Origin of the sequence: Aminiphilus circumscriptus DSM 16581 (genome assembly GCF_000526375.1) — a bacterium.
GTDB lineage: Bacteria > Synergistota > Synergistia > Synergistales > Aminiphilaceae > Aminiphilus > Aminiphilus circumscriptus.
Window position 1 is genome coordinate 797,104 of record NZ_JAFY01000002.1, and the last position, 18,253, is coordinate 815,356.

General features: G+C 59.9%; 14 protein-coding genes. 12 read left to right on the plus strand and 2 right to left on the minus strand.

Translation table 11 applies throughout. The features are described 5' to 3' along the window. Positions 1-21: 21 nt before the first annotated feature. From rbsB to K349_RS0104405, 8 genes are all read left to right on the plus strand, one after another. A complete protein-coding gene (rbsB, locus tag K349_RS0104365; protein ID WP_211240323.1) occupies positions 22-909 on the plus strand; it encodes a ribose ABC transporter substrate-binding protein RbsB in 888 nt (295 codons plus the stop codon). Between the two features lie 141 nt (positions 910-1,050). Then, entirely contained in the window at positions 1,051-2,175 is a 1,125-nt protein-coding gene (locus tag K349_RS0104370) for a Gfo/Idh/MocA family protein (RefSeq protein ID WP_034264245.1), read from the plus strand. Positions 2,176-2,204: 29 nt separating this feature from the next. Further along, the gene (locus K349_RS0104375) at positions 2,205-3,194 is read left to right on the plus strand and encodes a sugar phosphate isomerase/epimerase family protein (protein WP_026368639.1); all 990 of its coding nucleotides are present in this window, start codon (positions 2,205-2,207) and stop codon (positions 3,192-3,194) included. Between the two features lie 23 nt (positions 3,195-3,217). Then, positions 3,218-4,759 (plus strand): sugar ABC transporter ATP-binding protein, encoded by a 1,542-nt coding sequence (locus K349_RS0104380; RefSeq protein ID WP_026368640.1) that lies wholly within the window; start codon positions 3,218-3,220, stop codon positions 4,757-4,759. Then, the gene (locus tag K349_RS0104385; protein ID WP_026368641.1) at positions 4,756-5,763 is read left to right on the plus strand and encodes an ABC transporter permease; all 1,008 of its coding nucleotides are present in this window, start codon (positions 4,756-4,758) and stop codon (positions 5,761-5,763) included. Before K349_RS0104380 ends, K349_RS0104385 begins: the two co-directional genes overlap by 4 nt. Before the next feature lie 214 nt (positions 5,764-5,977). Then, positions 5,978-6,940 carry a substrate-binding domain-containing protein gene (locus K349_RS0104395; protein ID WP_026368643.1) on the plus strand — a complete coding sequence of 321 codons (963 nt, stop codon included), beginning with the start codon at positions 5,978-5,980 and terminating at the stop codon, positions 6,938-6,940. 151 nt (positions 6,941-7,091) lie between these two features. Beyond that, on the plus strand, positions 7,092-8,600 hold the full coding sequence (locus K349_RS0104400) for a sugar ABC transporter ATP-binding protein (RefSeq protein ID WP_026368644.1): 1,509 nt from the start codon (positions 7,092-7,094) through the stop codon (positions 8,598-8,600). After that, positions 8,593-9,573, plus strand: coding sequence for an ABC transporter permease (locus tag K349_RS0104405; protein ID WP_026368645.1), 981 nt, complete (start codon positions 8,593-8,595; stop codon positions 9,571-9,573). Before K349_RS0104400 ends, K349_RS0104405 begins: the two co-directional genes overlap by 8 nt. 48 nt (positions 9,574-9,621) lie before the next feature. On the opposite strand, the gene K349_RS0104410 is transcribed toward K349_RS0104405, so the two are convergent. Together K349_RS0104410 and K349_RS0104415 are read right to left on the minus strand one after the other, a co-directional pair. After that, positions 9,622-10,398 (minus strand): hypothetical protein, encoded by a 777-nt coding sequence (locus K349_RS0104410; protein WP_026368646.1) that lies wholly within the window; start codon positions 10,396-10,398, stop codon positions 9,622-9,624. A gap of 528 nt (positions 10,399-10,926) precedes the next feature. Next, positions 10,927-12,939 (minus strand): methyl-accepting chemotaxis protein, encoded by a 2,013-nt coding sequence (locus K349_RS0104415; protein ID WP_026368647.1) that lies wholly within the window; start codon positions 12,937-12,939, stop codon positions 10,927-10,929. A gap of 827 nt (positions 12,940-13,766) precedes the next feature. Between K349_RS0104415 and hutH the strand changes: the two genes are divergently transcribed. The 4 genes from hutH (at position 13,767) to K349_RS0104435 (ending at position 18,170) form a co-directional block, all read left to right on the plus strand. Continuing rightward, positions 13,767-15,296, plus strand: a complete 1,530-nt coding sequence (gene hutH, locus K349_RS0104420; protein ID WP_026368648.1) for a histidine ammonia-lyase — start codon at positions 13,767-13,769, stop codon at positions 15,294-15,296. A gap of 458 nt (positions 15,297-15,754) precedes the next feature. Continuing rightward, entirely contained in the window at positions 15,755-16,447 is a 693-nt protein-coding gene (locus tag K349_RS16355; RefSeq protein WP_026368649.1) for a GntR family transcriptional regulator, read from the plus strand. 92 nt (positions 16,448-16,539) lie between these two features. Next, complete coding sequence (locus K349_RS0104430) at positions 16,540-17,757, plus strand: aconitase X catalytic domain-containing protein (RefSeq protein ID WP_026368650.1); 1,218 nt, start codon at positions 16,540-16,542, stop codon at positions 17,755-17,757. Beyond that, the gene (locus tag K349_RS0104435; RefSeq protein WP_026368651.1) at positions 17,754-18,170 is read left to right on the plus strand and encodes an aconitase X swivel domain-containing protein; all 417 of its coding nucleotides are present in this window, start codon (positions 17,754-17,756) and stop codon (positions 18,168-18,170) included. The genes K349_RS0104430 and K349_RS0104435 overlap by 4 nt, the downstream gene beginning before the upstream one ends. Positions 18,171-18,253: the final 83 nt, after the last annotated feature.

Sequence of the window (18,253 nt, forward strand, 5' to 3'; positions counted from 1 at the left end):
AAAGTCTTTGAGGAGGTGTCGATGATGTTCAGGAAACTTCTCGCGGTGTTCGTGGTGGTTCTACTCGCCGCGCTGCCTGCTGCTGCGGCGGAGAAAACGATAGGTCTCGTGATTTCCACGTTGAACAATCCCTTCTTTGTGAGCCTCAAGCAGGGTGCCGAGGGGGCGGCGGGGACGGCGGGAGTGAAACTTGTGGTTCTCGATGCCCAGGACGACTCGGCGAAGATGACCGCCGCCATGGAGGATCTGATCCAGAAGAAGGTGGACGCCATTCTCGTCAACCCCACCGATTCCGATGCGGTGACGCCCTCGATTCTCAAGGCGAACGAGGCGGGTATTCCCGTGTTCACCATCGACCGAGGCGCTTCGGGAGGCAAGGTCGTCTGCCATATCGCGAGCGACAATGAGGCTGGGGGAAAGATGGCCGGGGAATTCCTCGCCAAGACCCTTGGAGAAAAGGGTAACGTGGTGGAACTCGTGGGCATTCCCGGAACCTCCGCGGCCCGCGATCGAGGCAAGGGATTCAACGACGCCGTTGCAGCCTTCCCGGGCATCAAGATCGTCGCTGCCCAGGCGGCGGATTTCAGTCGCGACAAGGGGCTCAAGGTCTTCGAAAACGTTCTGCAGGCTCAGCCGGACATTGCGGGTGTCTTCGCTCACAATGACGAGATGATCCTCGGCGCCATCGCCGCCGCGGAGGCTGCTGGACGGAAGGGAATCGTCTTCGTCGGTTTCGATGCGGTGGACGATGCCGTGGCGGCGGTGAAGGACGGCAAACTCGCCGCCACGGTGGCGCAGCAACCTGCCCTCATGGGTGCCATGGGTGTGGAGAAGGCCGTGGCGTTCCTCGGAGGAGAGGCGCTTCCGGAGTTCATTCCCGTTCCCCTGCAGCTTGTCGTGAAGGAATAGGCTTCGCCTGAGGTCCTTCCGGAGGAGAGACGGCGTCCGCGGGCCGCGGGGAGTGCTGTCCCGCTCCCTGCGGTCAGCGGCAGGGCTGTCGCGGCTCGGAAGGACATGTCGGACGATGCCGCGACGCGGAAGGAGGCACCTATGGAAAAGACACTTACCTACGGCATGGTGGGGGGAGGCGAAGGCGCCTTTATCGGCGATGTGCATCGCCGGGCCATCGCCCTGGAGGGGGGGGCCCGGCTCGTTGCGGGGTGCTTTTCCCGCAACCCCGCTATTACCCGGTCGAGAGGACTTTCGCTGGGGCTCGACGAGGAGCGGCTCTACGAAACTCCCGCGGCCATGGCAGGCGGCGAGGCGGCCCGGAAGGATCGGATCGATTTCGTGGTGGTGGTGACTCCGAATGCATCGCACCATGCCATCGCTGCGGCGTTTCTCGACGCGGGCATTCCCGTGGTCTGCGACAAGCCGCTGGTCACGAACTCCCGGGATGCGGCGGACCTGGTGCGTCGTGTGGCAGCGAAGAAGCTCCCCTTCTGCGTCACCTACACCTATTCGGGATATCCCATGGTGAAGGAGGCCCGGGCGCTTCTCCGGTCGGGGGAACTCGGTTCCGTGCGTTTCGTGAACGCCGAATACGCCCAGGAATGGCTGACCCTTCCTCTGGAGCGGGAGGGGAACCGTCAGGCCTCGTGGCGGACGGACCCGTCCCAGGCCGGAGCGGGAAGCACTGGGGACATCGGTACCCACGTGGAACATCTGGTATCCTATGTCACAGGATTGGAGATGCGCAGCCTCAGCGCGCGGCTGGACACGTTCGTGGAGGGGCGTGCCGTGGACGACAACGCCACGGTGCTCGTCGAGTACGCGGGGGGTGCGAAGGGGCTCTATTGGTTCTCCCAGGTCGCGGTGGGCAGCGCGAACGGATTGAAGCTCCGGGTTCTCTGCGAAAAGGGATCGCTCGCCTGGGAACAGGAAAATCCCAATGTCCTTCAGGTGGCTCGTCTGGGACAGCCCGTGCAGCTTCTCTCCCGGGGCCGGGACTCCCTTTCGGCGGAGGCCCTGGGTTTCTCACGGATTCCCGGGGGACACCCCGAGGGGTATTACGAAGCCTTCGCCAACATCTATCGGGCTTTTCTGGCGCATCTGCGAGATCCTTCCGAGCCCACCCCGGACTATCCGGGCATCGCCGAGGGGGCCCGGGGTGTCCGCTTCGTGGAAAGGTGTCTCGAGAGCAGTGCTGGAGGCGGTCTCCGGCTCGATTTTTAGCGTTTGCGAAAGAGGGAGGTGGCGCACACATGGCGAGACCGGTAACCATCTTCACGGGACAGTGGGCGGATCTTTCCTTCAGCGTCCTCTGCACCAAAATGGCGGAGATCGGCTACGATGGGCTCGAAATCGCCTGCTGGGGAGATCATCTCGATGTGCGGCAGGCCGCGGAGAATGGAGCGTATCTGCGACGGCACAGGGAGATTCTCGAAGAGCACAAGCTCGGTTGCTGGGCCCTCGGCGCCCATCTGACGGGGCAGTGCGTGGGAGATGCATGGGACGAGCGGCTCGACACCTTCGCGCCCGCATCCTGTAAAGGAGACCCGGAAAAGATCCGGGCCTGGGCGGTGGAGGAGATGAAGATCGTCCCCTGGGCGGCGAAGGCCATGGGGTGTGGCGTGGTGACCTGTTTCATGGGGTCCCCCGTCTGGCGCTACTGGTATTCCTTTCCTCCCACCACGGAGAGGATGCTCGAGGAGGGGTACCGGACGATTCTGGAGCGCTGGACGCCCATCCTCGACGAATTCGACCGGGCGGGTGTGCGCTTCGCCCTCGAGGTGCATCCCACGGAGATCGCCTTCGATTTCTACACCGCAAAAAGACTGCTGGAGGTCTTCGGCGAGCGGCCCACCCTGGGTTTCAACTTCGATCCGAGTCATCTCTTCTGGCAGGGCATGCGCCCGGAGCTTTTTCTCCGCGACTTCGCCTCCCGCATCTACCACGTGCACATGAAGGACGTGGCGATCACCCTGGATGGCAGGAGCGGCATCCTCGGTTCCCATCTTCCCTTCGGCGATCTGCGGCGGGGGTGGAACTTCCGCTCCCTCGGGCACGGTCATGTGGATTTCGACGCCGTCATCCGGGAGCTGAACGCCGTGGGCTATCAGGGGCCTCTTTCGGTGGAATGGGAGGACAACGGCATGGAGCGGGAGTTCGGTGCCCGGGAGTCCCTTGCCTTTGTCCGCAGAATGAATTTCGCCCCCTCTTCGGTGGCCTTCGACGGGAGCATGGAAAACTGAACCTCGTGAAAGGCGGGAGCGTCGTGGACGACGGCTTTCTCGAAATGCGGGGAATCTGCAAATCCTTTTCCTCCGTGCCGGTGCTCCGGAACATCGATCTCTCTCTCCGGCGAGGGGAAATCCTGGCCGTCATCGGGGAAAACGGCGCGGGCAAGTCCACCCTCATGAAGATCCTCGGAGGAATCCATCAGCCCACCTCGGGGGAGATCCGTTCACGGGGACAAAGGGTCTGCTTCCGGACTCCCGCGGAGGCCCGGAGCGGAGGGATCAGTCTCATCCCCCAGGAGTTCAACCTGGTGAAAGACCTTTGCGTCTACGACAACGTTTTTCTCGGGGCGGAACTGCACGGTCCCCTGGGCATGCTCTCCAAGAAGCAGATGCAGCGCCGCACGGCGGAACTTCTGGCGGAGCTGGGAGCGGACATCTCCCCGACGGAGCGCATTGCGAATCTCTCCGCGGCGCAGAAACAGCTCGTGGAGATCGCCAAGGCCCTCGCCTTCGAGGCGGAGTTGCTCATCATGGACGAGCCCACCACGGTGCTCACTTCCCACGAGGTGCAGATTCTCTTCCGGCTCATGCGGCGCCTGAAGGAAAGGGGCATGAGCATCATCTACATCTCCCACAAGCTCAAGGAGATCAAGGCCATCTGCGATCGTGTTCTCATCCTCCGCGACGGGGAGTTCGTCTGCGAGAAGCCCGCCGCGGAGATGTCCCTCGAGGAAATGGCCTCCCGCATGGTGGGGCGTGAGCTGTCCCAGATTTTCCCCCCGAAGCGCCTCCCCCACCCCGATCAGGTGCCCGCTCTGGAGGTGCGCAACCTGTCCGTGCGAGGCCTGCTGAGGAACGTGTCCTTCTCCCTCGCCCCCGGCGAGGTGCTCGGGTTCGGAGGTCTCGTCGGCGCGGGGCGCACCGAGGTGGCGGAGACCATCATGGGGTTGCGGAGGGCCGACGAGGGGGAGGTCCTCCTCGGCGGCACGCCGCTGAAGGTTCGCTCCCCCGAGGATGCGGTGAGGGCCGGTGTGAGTTATCTCTCCGAGGACCGGCAGGGAAGCGGCATCCTCACGGGTTTTTCCGTCACGGAGAACGTGACGCTCGTCTCTCTGGGGAACTACGTGCGGCCTCTTCTCGGGGGTGCCGGGAGCTTCTTCGGCCTGCTCGACAAGAGCAGGGAGCGCCGGAGCGCCTCTCACTACCGGGATCTGTTCAACATCCGCGCCCCTTCTCTCGACGCCCGGCTGGAGTTCCTGAGCGGCGGCAATCAGCAGAAGGTCTCCATGGCGAAGAGTCTCGACACCCATCCGAGGGTGCTCATCGCCGACGAGCCGACCCGGGGCATCGACGTCTCGGCGAAGCAGGAAATGTACCGTTTCATCGCTGACCTCGCTGCATCGGGTGTTTCCTGCATCGTCATCTCGTCGGAGCAGGAAGAGTTGCTCGGGCTGTGTCATCGCGTGGTGGTCATGCGGGACGGACGGATTGCGGGCGTTCTCGAAGGAGAGTCCCTCACCGAGGAAGAGATCATGTTCCATGCCACGGGCATTCGCGAGGAGGCGAGGACAGGATGAACGACGGGACACGGCAGAATCCGCCGCAGGAGGCGCCCGCAAACTGGATCCAGCGACTGAAACGGATTGAGTTCCAGCGTTACGCGCCGCTTTTTGCCCTGCTGCTTCTGGGAACCATCTCCGCCTTTCTCAGCCCTTATTTTCTCCAGGTGCAGAACCTGGTGAATATTTTCCGTCAGGTCTCGTACACGGGAATCATCGCCCTGGGCATGACCTTGGTCATCATCTCCGGCGGCATCGATCTCTCCGTGGGCTCTGTGGTGGCCTTCGTTGGCGCCTTGGCGATTCTCACGGTGAACACCCCGGCCGTCCAGGCCCTCGGTGCGGGGACCGCGGTGCTCCTTGCCTGTGTCGTCGCCGTGGGGGCGGGGTTCCTTGCCGGGGCGGTGAACGGCCTCCTCATCACCAAGGGGCGTATCGCTCCCTTCATCGTCACGCTGGGTACGATGGCGCTCTTTCGTTCCCTTACGCTCTACATGGGAAACGCAGGGGAATTCTCCTCGCGGAACGCGCTCTTCGGAGATTTCGCCGCCGGCTCCTTTCTGCTTCTTCCCGTTCCCGTGTGGGTTTTCCTGATTCTGGCGGCTTTCCTGAGCGTCCTCCTGAACGACACGAAGTACGGGCGTCACCTCCGCGCCGTGGGAGGCAACGAAAAAGTGGCTCTCTACTCCGCCATCGACGTGGACAGAATTCGCTTTTTCGCCTATGCGATCAACGGTGCCATGGTGGGCATCTCCTCAGCGCTTCTCGCGAGCCGTTTCAACGCGGTGAGTTCCTCCAACACGGGGCTCGGTTTTGAACTCGACGCGATCGCCGCGGTCATCATCGGTGGCACGGCGATGACGGGAGGGCGGGGCACCGTGTGGGGAACCGTGGTGGGGGCGGTGACCCTGGGAGTCATCAACAACATGCTGAACATGGTGGGCATCTCCCCCTATCTTCAGGGAACCGTGAAGGGGCTGGTGATCATCGCCGCCGTGTACATCCAGAGACAGAAAAACTGAGGGGACGCGTCGTCTTGCCGATGCCGCCCGATACGCGGGGGAAAGCGGGTGTTTTTCCGAGGAACATGTACGGCGAAGGAGGTGTGGCCCGGCACGGAGACGAGAGGAAATACACGATGTGCTTCGGGGATTCGGATCTTCGCCCCGTCGGGCGTGTCCGGAGACGTTCCGCAGGGAACGAAACGCGTTTTCTTACGGAAGGAGGAAGAGACTCATGAGAAAGACTCTGCTCGCGGCAGTCCTCGTGGTCGTCATGCTTCTGGGGAGTGTGGCCTTCGCCGACGCGGCCATCAAGATCGGCGTCACCATGCCCACCGCCACCCACGGCTTCATGGGCGGTGCGAACTGGTGGGCCAAGAAGGCCATCGAGGACTGGCAGAAGAAGGATCCCAATCTGGAATTTCTCTTCGTCACCGCCGACAATGTGACGAAACAGGCCGCGGACATCGAGGACCTGATCGTCAAGGGTGTGGATGCCCTTGTGGTGTTTCCCTTCGACGCCTCCGTCACCAGCGCCGTCGAGAAAGCCTACGAGAAGGGCATCTACGTGGTCGTCCTCGACCGGGGCGTCTCCAAGCCCGTGTACGACGTCTATCTCTCCAACGATGACGAGGGATATGCCCGGACCGGCATGGAGTGGATCTGCAAGGAGCTGGGCTACAAGGGGAACATCGTCCTCATCGAGGGTATTCCCACGCCCATCAACACGGTCCGCGTCGAGACCATGAAGCAGGTCGCCGCAAAGTATCCCGACATCAAGATCCTCGACAGCCAGCCCGGTCACTGGAACCAGCAGAAGGCCCTGGAGGTCATGGAGAACTATCTCCAGAAGTATCCCAAGATCGATGCGGTCTACACCGCCGACGATGACATGCTGAAGGGAGCCCTTCAGGCCTACAAGGAATCCGGCCGCAAGGACATCAGCATTTTCCTCGGCGGCGCCTGCGCCAAGGACATCGTGAAGCGGATCATGGACGGGGATCCCCTCGTCCGGGCCAATGTGACCTATCCTCCCGACGTGTGCGCCACCGCGGTCTCCCTGGGTGTGCTCGGTGTGCAGGGGAAGACCTTCGAGGGGTTCTACCAGAAGAAGCTTCCCGTGCGGATCGTTCTCGCGGCGGAGCTGGTGACGAAGGAAAACGCGGCGGACTACTACCACCCTGATTCCGTGTTCTAGAACGCGTTCTTTCCAAGAGTAAAGCGTTCTTTCGCCCTTTGCCCCGCGTGTTTGCACCGTGCCCCAGGGCGCACGCGGGGCGCCTTCTGCGAAGAGCCGCCGAGAAGATCGGAAGCCGGAGCGAGACGTCCGGAAACCTGGAGGCGATGGTGTGACCCTCTTGCTGGACATGCGCAACGTGCACAAGCGCTATCCCGGCGTGCACGCCCTGAAGGGCATTTCCTTCTCGCTTCGCGAGGGGGAACTTCATGCCCTCGTGGGCGAGAACGGCGCGGGCAAATCCACGCTCATCAAGGTGCTGGGTGGTGTCGTTGCCCCCGACGAGGGAGAACTGCTGGTCCGGGGGATTCCCGCCCACTGGGCCGGACCGGGTGATGCCATCCGGGCGGGCGTGGGCATCATCCATCAGGAGTTGAGCCTCGCTCCGCACCTTTCCGTGGCGGAGAACATCTACCTCGGACGGGAGCCGAGGCGCGGTCCTTTCGTGGACCGAAAGCGTCTTGGGGATGATGCGGCCCGGCTCGTGGCGGGATTCGGGGTGGACATCGACGTGAAGCGCCCCGCCGGAGCGCTTCCGCCGGGCGAACAGCAGCTCGTGGAGATCGCCAAGGCCCTTTCCCAGAATGTTTCTCTTCTTGCGATGGACGAACCCACGTCGAGTCTTTCCGCCCGGGAGACGGAAAGCCTCTTCCGGGTCGTGGCGGATCTCAAGGCGAAAGGAGTGGGGATCATCTACATCTCCCACCGCATGGAGGAGATTTTCGCTCTCGCGGACCGGATTTCCGTCCTCCGGGACGGGGAGATGGCGGGAAGCGCGCCGGCGAAGGAGTTCGACCCCGAGAAAGTGATCTCCCTCATGGTGGGGCGGCGCATGGAGACCCTCTACCCCAGAACGTTCCGAGAGCCCGGCGAAGAACTTCTCCGCGTGGAGGGACTTTCCAGGAAAGACGTGCTGAAGGACATCACCTTCTCTCTCCGGAGTGGGGAGATCCTCGGCATTGCGGGCCTCGTGGGCAGTGGCCGCACCGAACTCGCCCGCTGTCTCGTGGGGCTGGACGGGTTCGATGGAGGACGCATCGTCGTGGAGGGGGCGCCTTTCGTGCCCCGAAATCCCGGCGACGCACTGCGGAAGGGGATCGTCCTCGTTCCGGAGGACCGGAAGCGTCAGGGGCTTTTCCTGAACCGCACCATTCGGGACAATGTGGCGACCATGAAGCTTCTTCAGGGGCTCCGCAGAGGACTCTTTACGGACCGTGCGGCGGTGACGCACCTGGCCGAGACCTTCGTGCAACGCCTCGGAATTCGCTGTCGGAGTGTCTTCGAACCGGTCTTCGCCCTGAGCGGTGGAAACCAGCAGAAGGTCGCCATCGCCAAGGGGCTCGCGGTTGACCCGAAGGTGCTCGTCCTCGACGAGCCCACCCGGGGAGTGGATGTGGGTGCAAAGGCGGAGATCCACCAGCTCATGAACGATCTGGCAGCCGGGGGAATGGCCATTCTCATGATCTCTTCGGATCTCCCCGAGGTACTGGGCATGAGTGACGCCGTCCTCGTCTTCCGGGAGGGGCGATGCGTCGCCCGGTTCTCCCGGAAAGAGGCGGAACCGGACCGTTTGAGCGAGCGTGTCATGGCCGCAGCGACGGGAGGTGCCGCCCATGCCTGAAGGAAAAAACTCCATTCTGTTCCGCCTTCGGGAACAGGGAGTGGGGAGCGTGCTGCTCCTTCTTGCGGTGGTGCTCCTTCTCGCGGCTTTTCAACCCGGTGTGCTCCAAGGGCGGAACATGGCGAACGTACTCGCCCAGTCCGCCATCGTGGGTGTCTGTGCCGTGGGCATGACCTTCGTCCTTCTCTCCGGCGGAATCGATCTTTCTGTGGGGAGCGTCCTCGCCCTGGCGGGCGCGGTGGGTGCCTGGTCCTGCAAGGTGCTGGGACTTCCCGTTCCCCTCGCCTGGAGCGTCGCGATGCTCACCGGTACGGTCTGCGGGATGCTCTCGGGAGCGCTCGTGGCCTTCGGCGGCGTGCCGCCCTTCATGGCCACCCTGGCCATGCTCGCCGCGGCCCGGGGAACCACGCTGCTTCTCACCCAGGGATATCCCCTTTCCGGCCTCCCTCCGGCCTTCTACACCCCCGGCTGGGCTTCCGTGGGACCATTTCCTCTGTCCGGGCTGATCTTTCTCGCCCTCGCCCTCGCTGCCTGGGTGCTGCTCCGACGAACCCCCTTCGGCATTCATCTTCGAGCCCTGGGAGACAATCCCGAGACGGCCCGCCTTGCGGGGCTTTCCGCGCCACGCCTGACGCTCGCCGTGTACGGTATCTCCGGAACGCTTGCGGGTCTTGCGGGGGTGCTCATGGTGGGGCGGCTCTGGAGCGCTCAGCCCAGCGTGGGGATAGGGCTGGAGCTGGACGTCATCGCCGCGGTGGTGTTGGGCGGGACGAGTCTCTTCGGCGGTGTGGGAGGAATGGGAGGGACCGTGGCAGGGGTCCTCGTCATGGGCTTTCTCGACAACGGCCTGCGACTTTTGGAACTCTCCAGCTACGTGCAGCAGTCTCTGAAAGGGCTCATCTTCATTGGGGCGGTGCTCCTCGACCTGGCGCTGAAGGGGTACTACCGCAAGGGGCGGAGCCGGGACGCCTGACGGGAGCTTTTTTTCGGCGAATCTCCGAAAAGAGCGGACGGGGAACCGTCAATAGGGAACGCCCGAGCCGGAGGAGAACCAGAGCATTCCCTTGTCCACCCGAATTTCCCGAATCCGCTGTTTCACGAAGAAGGACGACAGGGAGATTTTCGGGGACTTGGAGGAAAGCGCTTTCGCCACGTCCGCCTTGGACACGAGAGCGTTGTCTCCCGTGGCTTCGGTGATCTCGTAATGCGCCGTTCCTGTTGCGGGGTCGATCCGATAGGACCCCGTGAAGCGCATGAGGGAACGGAGCTTCACGAGCCCTCCTTCCCTGGAATAGACGCCCTTCACCGTCACTTTTCCTCCTTCCAGCACAACCTCCGGTTCCTTCAGATTCGGAAAGGACGCGGCGACGCTGCGGGCGAAATCCTCCACGAGAAGGCTCCCCGTGACGAGGGCCTTCTCGAAGGAGTCGATCCGTAGCCCCTTCCCGTCGGGAACATAGCGAACTCCCTCCAGGTTCACCAGAAGCTTGTCGATGCGCGTTCCCTCCATGCGTATTCCCGTGAGACACAGATAGAGCTTGGGTGCGTAGCCTTTGCGGATCCGTGCGTCTCCGCCCTCGAGCACCACCGTCACGTCCTCGGCCCCGGTTCGGGACTTCAGGTGTGCCTCAAGGAGTCGCTCCACCGGAGCTTCCGTTCCGTCTCCGAGCGCGGGCATCGCGGAGAGAAGAAGTGCCGGGCCGAGGAGGACCGGAAGAAAGAAGCAACGGAGAAAACAGCGAAAAAAAACGAGGAGCGGAAGAAGTGGCGAACATGAAAGAAATTCAGTGCGGTTCATGGAGAAGATCCTCCCTTGAAAAGGGTATCGCATCGCGCTCCGAAATGTGGACACGAAGAGGACGGCGAAACGCCCGCACAGGAGAATCGCGGGGAGGGCGTTTTTTGAAGTATAGCGCAGTTCGCTCTGAGGGAAAACGGTGAGTCATGGACATCGGAGTGTTCGAAAAGGCCGCTGTGGCGTTCGAGTGAGTTGTGTCCGTCAAATTCTGCTTGGATTGTCACGTCAAACGCAACGGAAATGGAGCCAGCTCCCGATAGACCTCCGCCGAAGTGCGCTATCCGAGGCACTTTTCTGGGAGTGTTTTTTTGTGTTCGATCGACAGGCCTATGTTTCTATGTTGAAGTAGCGGCCGGATTCCGTCTATGCCTTGTGGATTTCGACATGTATGTCCCTGCCGGTCGTCGATGTGGTGCGAGACGGAACTTGACGGACGATCCGATTCCCTTCCTGCCGGGCCGACACGGAAGCGCCTTTGGACTGGCCCGACAGGAGAGAACGCGTATGTTCGGGTATTTCGGAGAAGAGCTATTTTGCGACCAGTGTCACGCTCTTTTCCCGGGCGACGGTGAAGACCGCCGCCGCATTCTGGAGCCTCCCGCTCAGAGCGAGGAGTTCCTCCGAGATGAGCGCGAGGGATTCCACCGCTTTCTTTTGCTCTTCCATCGTCTGGACGATGCGATTTGTCTGTTCCGCCACTTCCTGTCCGGAACGGGAGACCTGATCCATTCCCGCAGTCATCTCCTCGGCGCTGGCGGATTGTTCCTGCATGGTGGCGGCGATGGACTGGACGTTCTCCGAAATAGCCGCAACCTTGGAGACCACGTCGAGGATGACCTCCCTGGTTTCGGCAGTCTTGCTCACCATGGCACTGAGTTGCTCCGACGAACGTTGGGTGTTCTCCGTGGCCCCCTTCGTCTTTGCGGTCACGTCCCCGATGAGAGCACTCACCTGAGACGCGGCCCGGTTCGATTCCTCCGCTAATTTTCGCACTTCCTCGGCGACCACGGCAAAACCGCGCCCCGCCTCGCCCGCCCGGGCCGCCTCGATGGCGGCGTTGAGGGCCAGCAGGTTCGTCTGGTCCGCGATCTGCGTGATGGTTGTGACAAAACCGGAGATCTGTCCCACCGACGCGGCGAGGTCCTTGATGGCGATGCCCACGGTTTCACCGGCGACGGACATGTCCTTGATGAACAGGGTCATTTCCTCGATGGCGCGGCCTCCGCGTTCCGCCGCGAGAGAGATGGCCCGGGCCTGCTCACCCGTCTCGGCCGCGGCCTTGGCCCCCGCCTGGGCACTCAGGGAGACTTCGCTCACCCCAGCGTTGGCCTCTTCGATGGCTGCGGCTGTGTCCTGGGTGTTGGAGTTCACGCGATTTGTCATGGATGCCACCTCGGTGATGCCTGCGGTGACCTCCTCCGATGCGGCACTCATGTCCTCCGCCTTGGCGAGGAGGGTGCCGGAGGTGTCGAGAATGGCCCTTACGGAGTCGGAAACGGCGTCGATAGTGTTGTTGATGGCTTCCACGAGGTCGCGCACTTCCCGGAGGGAGGAGCGGGTGTCGATGCGGGTTGTGAGGTCTCCCGCAGCGACGCGCCGCATTCCCTCGGCGACCGAGCGGATGGGGGTGGCGATGCTGCCGCTCAGCCAGACGGATGCGCCGACCACGAGAAGAATCAGGATGCCCAGGGCGACCAGGATGGAGGTCTTGAGGGACTGTACGGGGGCCAGAATTTCCTTGGCGGGGGCTTGCAGAACCAATGCCCAGCCCGAGGTTGAAATGGGCGCGTAGGCAGCGATGTACTCGGTGTCTTTAAAAGTATATTCCACAAGTCCTCCCGCGCCTTCAAGCGCTTTCCGCACGCCTTGAGCAAGCGGAGCGGGGACGAGCTCTCCCGCCTCGGAGATGTTCAGATTTCCCACGAGTTCCTTGTTGGGATGGGCAGTGACGATGCCTCCCTTGTCCGCGATGAAAGCGTAGCCGGTTTTCCCCCAGGTCATGGATGCGACGAAGGCCGTAAGATCCTCGGTGCGCACGGTGCTCATGAGAACGGCCACGGGGTCTTCGCCGTAGCCGATCACGGGCACGGCGAAAGCCACGACGCTCTGTCCCGTGGACTTTGAGATGAGCGGCTCACTTATAGAGGTTTTTTTTGTCTCCATGACAGCCTTGAAATAGGATCGGTTCGCATAATCGCCCGTTTTTCCGGATATAGAGCGACCTTGCCCGGTGGGGTCTATAATGAAAACATCCAGAAATCCGACGCCCTTTGTTGCTTCCGCGAGCGTCGCTTTTTGCAGTTCCCAGTTCATTCCCCTGATTTCCAGACGTTGCGCCTGGGATTCCAACAAGAATTGCAGTTGTCGGACGAGTGTGTCTATTTTTATCGCCGCCGTGTCCGCCAGGGCGAGACCTTCCTTTTTTGCCGCATCCATGAGTGCCTGTCGGGACCGATCCACGGCGATATAACCCAAGATGCCGAGAGCGCTGAGGGAGAGGATCAGGAACGTGCCGATGAGGCGTCCGCGAAGGGTCTTCATGGTCTATTTCCTCCTCGAAATGAAAATCCCCCACAGAGAGGGGTTCGCCCGGTAAAAACTCCTTTGAGCATTCCCGAAAAGGCGCGTCGCATTGTTTTTGATGTAACGATATCTGTAAAAAGCCTCGCAGCGACCTGTGGTGAAAGCAGGTTTCGTTTCTGCGGCGTGGGGGTGTGTCTTCGTGAGTGTTCCGCAACGGCAAGTGTGTTTGAAGAAAGTGAAAAGATGTTTTTATGGAATCTCTGAATAAGACTATGTCAGCCCCGCAGGGCGCCTCGCAGAGCCTGATGCGACCCGAGTCAAGGGAAAGCGAAAGGTCTTTATTCAGGGCTTCCTCATGTTTTGATACCTCCTCGGTTGCTGTTGGGAGATATGTTAGCATTATAATCGATTGTTTGGGGATTGTTGCGTGAGGAAATTCCGTTTCCGCTGGGGGGATGTTTTCCTTCGGCTTTTGCCCGGCGGGAAAATGTACGGGACAAGTTCTGTTTTGATGGTGATCATGCTGATTGCGGAACTGTGGTGACATGGGTGGAGTATTGAAGGCGCGATGTGAAAAAAGCGGGATGCCGGAACCCGGCGGTGAAATAGATAGAAGAGGGCGAAGATGACGCGTGGACAAGGCAGTATACAGGCAGTATTATAAAAATGTGCAAAAATCGCGTGTTCTCGTAGTGAGACCAACCGTATCTGTTGTCGGAGAGAAGCGCGTGTTTCGGATGAGAAAACGGGCTGTTGCCGACGGAGAAGGAATTTCGCGTTGCACGGAAAAGCGCGGAGGCTTCTTTCCCCTGCTTGGGAGAAAACGTTGCGGAGGGGGCTTCAAAGTGGAGCGGAGCGTGGAGTTGGGAGAAAGACCTCTTTCATTTCGAGATTTTCTCGCCGTCGCGAGAGACGGAGCAGCGGTGATCATCACGGAGCACGCCATGAATAAGGTGCGCCGTTCGAGAGAAATCGTGGAGGAGCACCTTATGGCAGGTGTTCCCATGTACGGGATCAACACGGGATTTGGCAGGTTTGCAGATGTTTCGATTTCCGAGGAACAATTGAGCGCGTTGCAGATCAATCTGATCAGAGCGGATGCAGTCGGTGTCGGCAATCCCCTTTTGGAGGAGATCGTCCGGGGTGTGATGCTCCTGCGGGTCAACGCTCTAGTAAAAGGATACTCGGGTGCGAGACCCGAGATTGTGTCGGCTCTGGCGGAAATGCTGAATAAGCGGGTAACGCCGGTCATTCCGGAAAAAGGATCCGTGGGCGCCAGCGGAGATCTCTGTCCCTTGGCGCATATGGTGCTTCCCATGATCGGAGAGGGGTACGCTGTGTACGGTGGAGCCCTTCTTTCTGGAGCCGAAGCCATGCGTCGTGCGGGTGTGCCGTTGGTGCGGCTCAAAGCGAAGGAGGGGCTGGCGCTGATCAACGGAACGCCCGTGATGACATCCATCGCGGCGTTTGCGCTGTGTGAGGCCGAAAATCTCATGAAATGCGCGGACATTATCGCCGCGCTGACGGTGGAAGGGTTGCGGGGCATCGCAGATGCTTTCGACGCGAGGATTCACGAAATCCGCGGACAACAGGGGCAGTGCGTAAGTGCTGAAAATCTCCGGAGACTACTTAAGGAAAGCGAGTACGTTTCCAGGCAGGGAGAACTGAGAATGCAGGATGCCTATTCTTTGCGATGCATTCCTCAGGTTCACGGAGCCTGTCGAGCGGCCGTGACGTATGTCCGCCAGGTTGTGGAGGTAGAAATGAATGCCGTAACGGACAATCCGCTGGTTTTCGAAAACGGCGAGGTGCTGTCCGGAGGAAATTTCCACGGAGAGCCCGTCGCGATTGCCATGGATGCGCTCGGCATTGCCGTGGCCGAATTGGGAAATCTCTCGGAAAGGCGGATTGCCAAGCTGGTGGATCCCGCACACAATCACGGCCTGCCCGCCTTTCTTGTTGAAGAAGGTGGCCTCAACTGTGGTTTCATGGTGCCGCAATATGCGGCGGCGGCTCTTGTCTCGGAGAACAAGGTCCTCGCTCATCCGGCCAGCGTGGATTCGATTCCCACGTCGGCGGGCCAGGAGGATCACGTCAGTATGGGAACCATTGCCGCCAGAAAGGCACGGCAGATCGTGGAGCATGTGGAGGCCGTGCTGGGTATCGAATGGATGGCTGCCGCGCAGGCGGCGGACCTGAGGCCGGGTTTTGCGGCGGGAAAAGGAACTGCTCCGGCATACGGGCTGTTGCGTGAGAAGATCGATTTTCTGCAGGAAGACAGAGTCTTTTTTGAGGATCAGGCCGCCGCATCTGCGATGATCGGGAGCGGAGAACTTGTTGACGCGATAGAGCGGGTGATTGGCCCGCTGGGATAATGGAATCGAGGCAGGCGTGCCGTCGTCTCGACATGGCTCTGTTGCTCGGACATAAAAAGGAGCTCCCTGGAAAAGGCGGAGAATCGCCGCTAACGGTTGCCGAATGCCATAACGACCTTTTTGCACAATGTTCCCCACAGCTGAAAATGTGTTCCCTCCGGATAGAGGTGATGATTTTTCGCATCTGCGGACGATGTTTTTCATGGGATTTTTATTATGGAAAGAATTTCCGACGGGGCGTGAAGAGCATGATGCTGTTCGGGACATGGGGCACAAGGAAAGAAGCGAAAGGGGTTTTCCAAGGTAAATGAACGCCGTTTTTTACGGCCATGACAGAGATCGGAAACGACGTTTTACAGTGAATGGAGTGCGTTGCTCTTTTGTTATTGGTCTTGACAGTCATAATACAGAGAGTATTATGACAAGAGCGAAATGTTTCCGACGAGGAGAACCTTGGAATGATTGAAATCAAAGATTTTTCCAGCTTGCTGCAACAGCAGAAAAAGAACCATCCCCGTCTTGCCGAAAGAGCTGCGGAGGCGATACGGGATATGATCATCGGCAATGTCTTCGAGCCGGGCGAGCCTCTCAGCGAGGTCCGTCTCGGAGAAATGCTCGGCATCAGCCGGACTCCTGTGCGTGAAGCGATCAGTCAGCTCGATCAGGAAGGATTGCTCAAGATCATTCCTGGTCGTGGAGCGATCGTCGCAGAGATGACTGTGGAGGATATCAAGGAGATCAACGATCTTCGGATGGTTCTGGAGCCATTGGCTGCGGAAACGGCACTCGAAAGCATCACGCAGGAAGAGATTCGACACCAGCGTTCCATTTGGGAACATTTTCTCGAGCGGATCGGAAAAGGTGAGGAACTGTCGCCGGAACACCTTTCGGAAGCGGATACCAATCTCCATGGTGTTATCCTCAATCATTGCAAGAACAACCGACTCCGGAATTTTCTCAACGTGTTGCGTTTTCAGATCCTACGTTACGTTTTTGCATCTTGGAAAACGCAGGAGTACGTCGAGGACACGATTCACCAGCACATGGACATTCTTCGTTTTCTCGAGATGAAGGACGCGGAGGGACTCAAGGGCGCATTGCGTGCACATATTGAATTCAATAATCGGTATCATCTGAGGAAAATGTTATAAATTTTTTGTATAGTTCATAATACAGCTTGTATAATTATAAATAAATGGTCTTTTAGATTAATCTATTTTATATAGTGAAAGGTCGGTGAAAAATGAGATTGACGGAGGAGCAAGAGAAAATGTTGGCGGGAAAACATGGAAGAGCCGTGGAATACGCCATGCGTATTCAGGCTGGTGTGGGCAGAGTGTTCGGAGCAAAGCGCATGGTTCCCATCACGCGGGCTCATGTGGCGCTGAGCGCTCAGGACGCGGATCTCTGGTTTGTCGAGAAACTGGTTGGGCTCGGAGGGAAATGCAAAATTCCTCCCACTGTCAATCCCAGTATCAATCTGGCATATCTGAACAGGCATCTTGTGGAGATTCCGAAGGCCGGCATGGACATCGTGTCGGCGACGAACACAGCCTATCGGAAAATAGGAGCTGTTCTCAGCTTCAGTTGTACACCCTATCTGCAGCAGAATGTGCCTTCCTTTGGGGAAGTGATCGCCTTTTCCGAATCGAGCGCGACGCCGTACGTGAACTCCGTATTCGGCGCCAGATCCAACAGAGAATCGTCCCAGAGCGCGCTCTGCGCGGCCATCACCGGGCTCGTGCCCGAGTACGGCCTTCTTCTCGACGAAAACCGCCTGGCCGAAGTCTTGGTCGAGGTGAAGGCGGATATTCGTACCGATTTCGACTATCAACTCCTCGGCTGGTGTTATCCCCTGAAACACCCCGGCCCGGAAGTTCCTGCCTTTGTCGGTATTGAGGAACGCCCTACGCCGGAAGGGTTCATGAATTTTGGGGCGGAGCTCAATACATCGGGATCTGTGGCGATGTACCACTTCGTGGGAATCACCCCGGAAGCCCCAGATCTCGCTGCTGCTTTCGGGGGAAAGGCCCCCAAGTATCGCGTCACGATCACGAAGGACGATATCGAGAACGTGCGGAGGAAAATCTGCGGAGCTCCCGGAAAAATCGATTTTGCTATGTTCGGCTGTCCTCATCTGACGATCAGGCAGGTGGGCGACATCGCCCGAATTGCTGAGGGAAAACGATTCGCCGTCGATGTCTGGATCCTCACAAGCTCATTGACGAGAGAGCTCGCGGATCGCATGGGGTACCTCGATACCATCACCCGTGCCGGAGGGCACATCATCACCGACACCTGCATCGATGTTCCGCCCTGCTGGTATCCCTACTACGGAAAGTCCGCCGTGACGGATTCTCCCAAATGCGCCTATTACAACGAAATCAGGAAGATCGCATTCAAGGTACGGCCCCTTGAAAAAGCCATAGAGGCTGCTCTGGTGGGGGAGGTGATGGAATGAGCGGTTCCTGTTCGTTCGCGTGTTCTCCCATTTCGGGAGGACGTTGCAGCGGTCCCGCACTGGTCAGCGACGAGGCGGTTTGTTTCTATCTCGTGGAACCCGAAACCGGTGTCGTGGTGGAAAAGGGACATGCCCTGGAGGGGCGGTCCATGGAGGGGACGATTCTCGTCGCTCATGCGGGAAAAGGGAGTTCCGTCGTGCAGATGGACGGCCTTTTCAAAATCACGAAGCATGGAAAGGGCCCGGTGGGAGTCGTTTTGCGGAACCCCGATCCGGTTTTCGTGTCGGCGCTGCTCATCATGGAAATTCCGTCGGTCTATGCGGTAGAGGATTCTTTTTTCGAAACGCTCAAGGATGGACAAACGATTGAGCTGGATGCCGACGCCGGAGTGCTCAGACTGTTGTCGCGCTGAAGAAAAGAAGCGCGGGGGAATGTCACGAAGAACGCGGAATAGTAGGGCGGAAAACGGAGAAACGTCTGCGCGGGTAGGGAGGA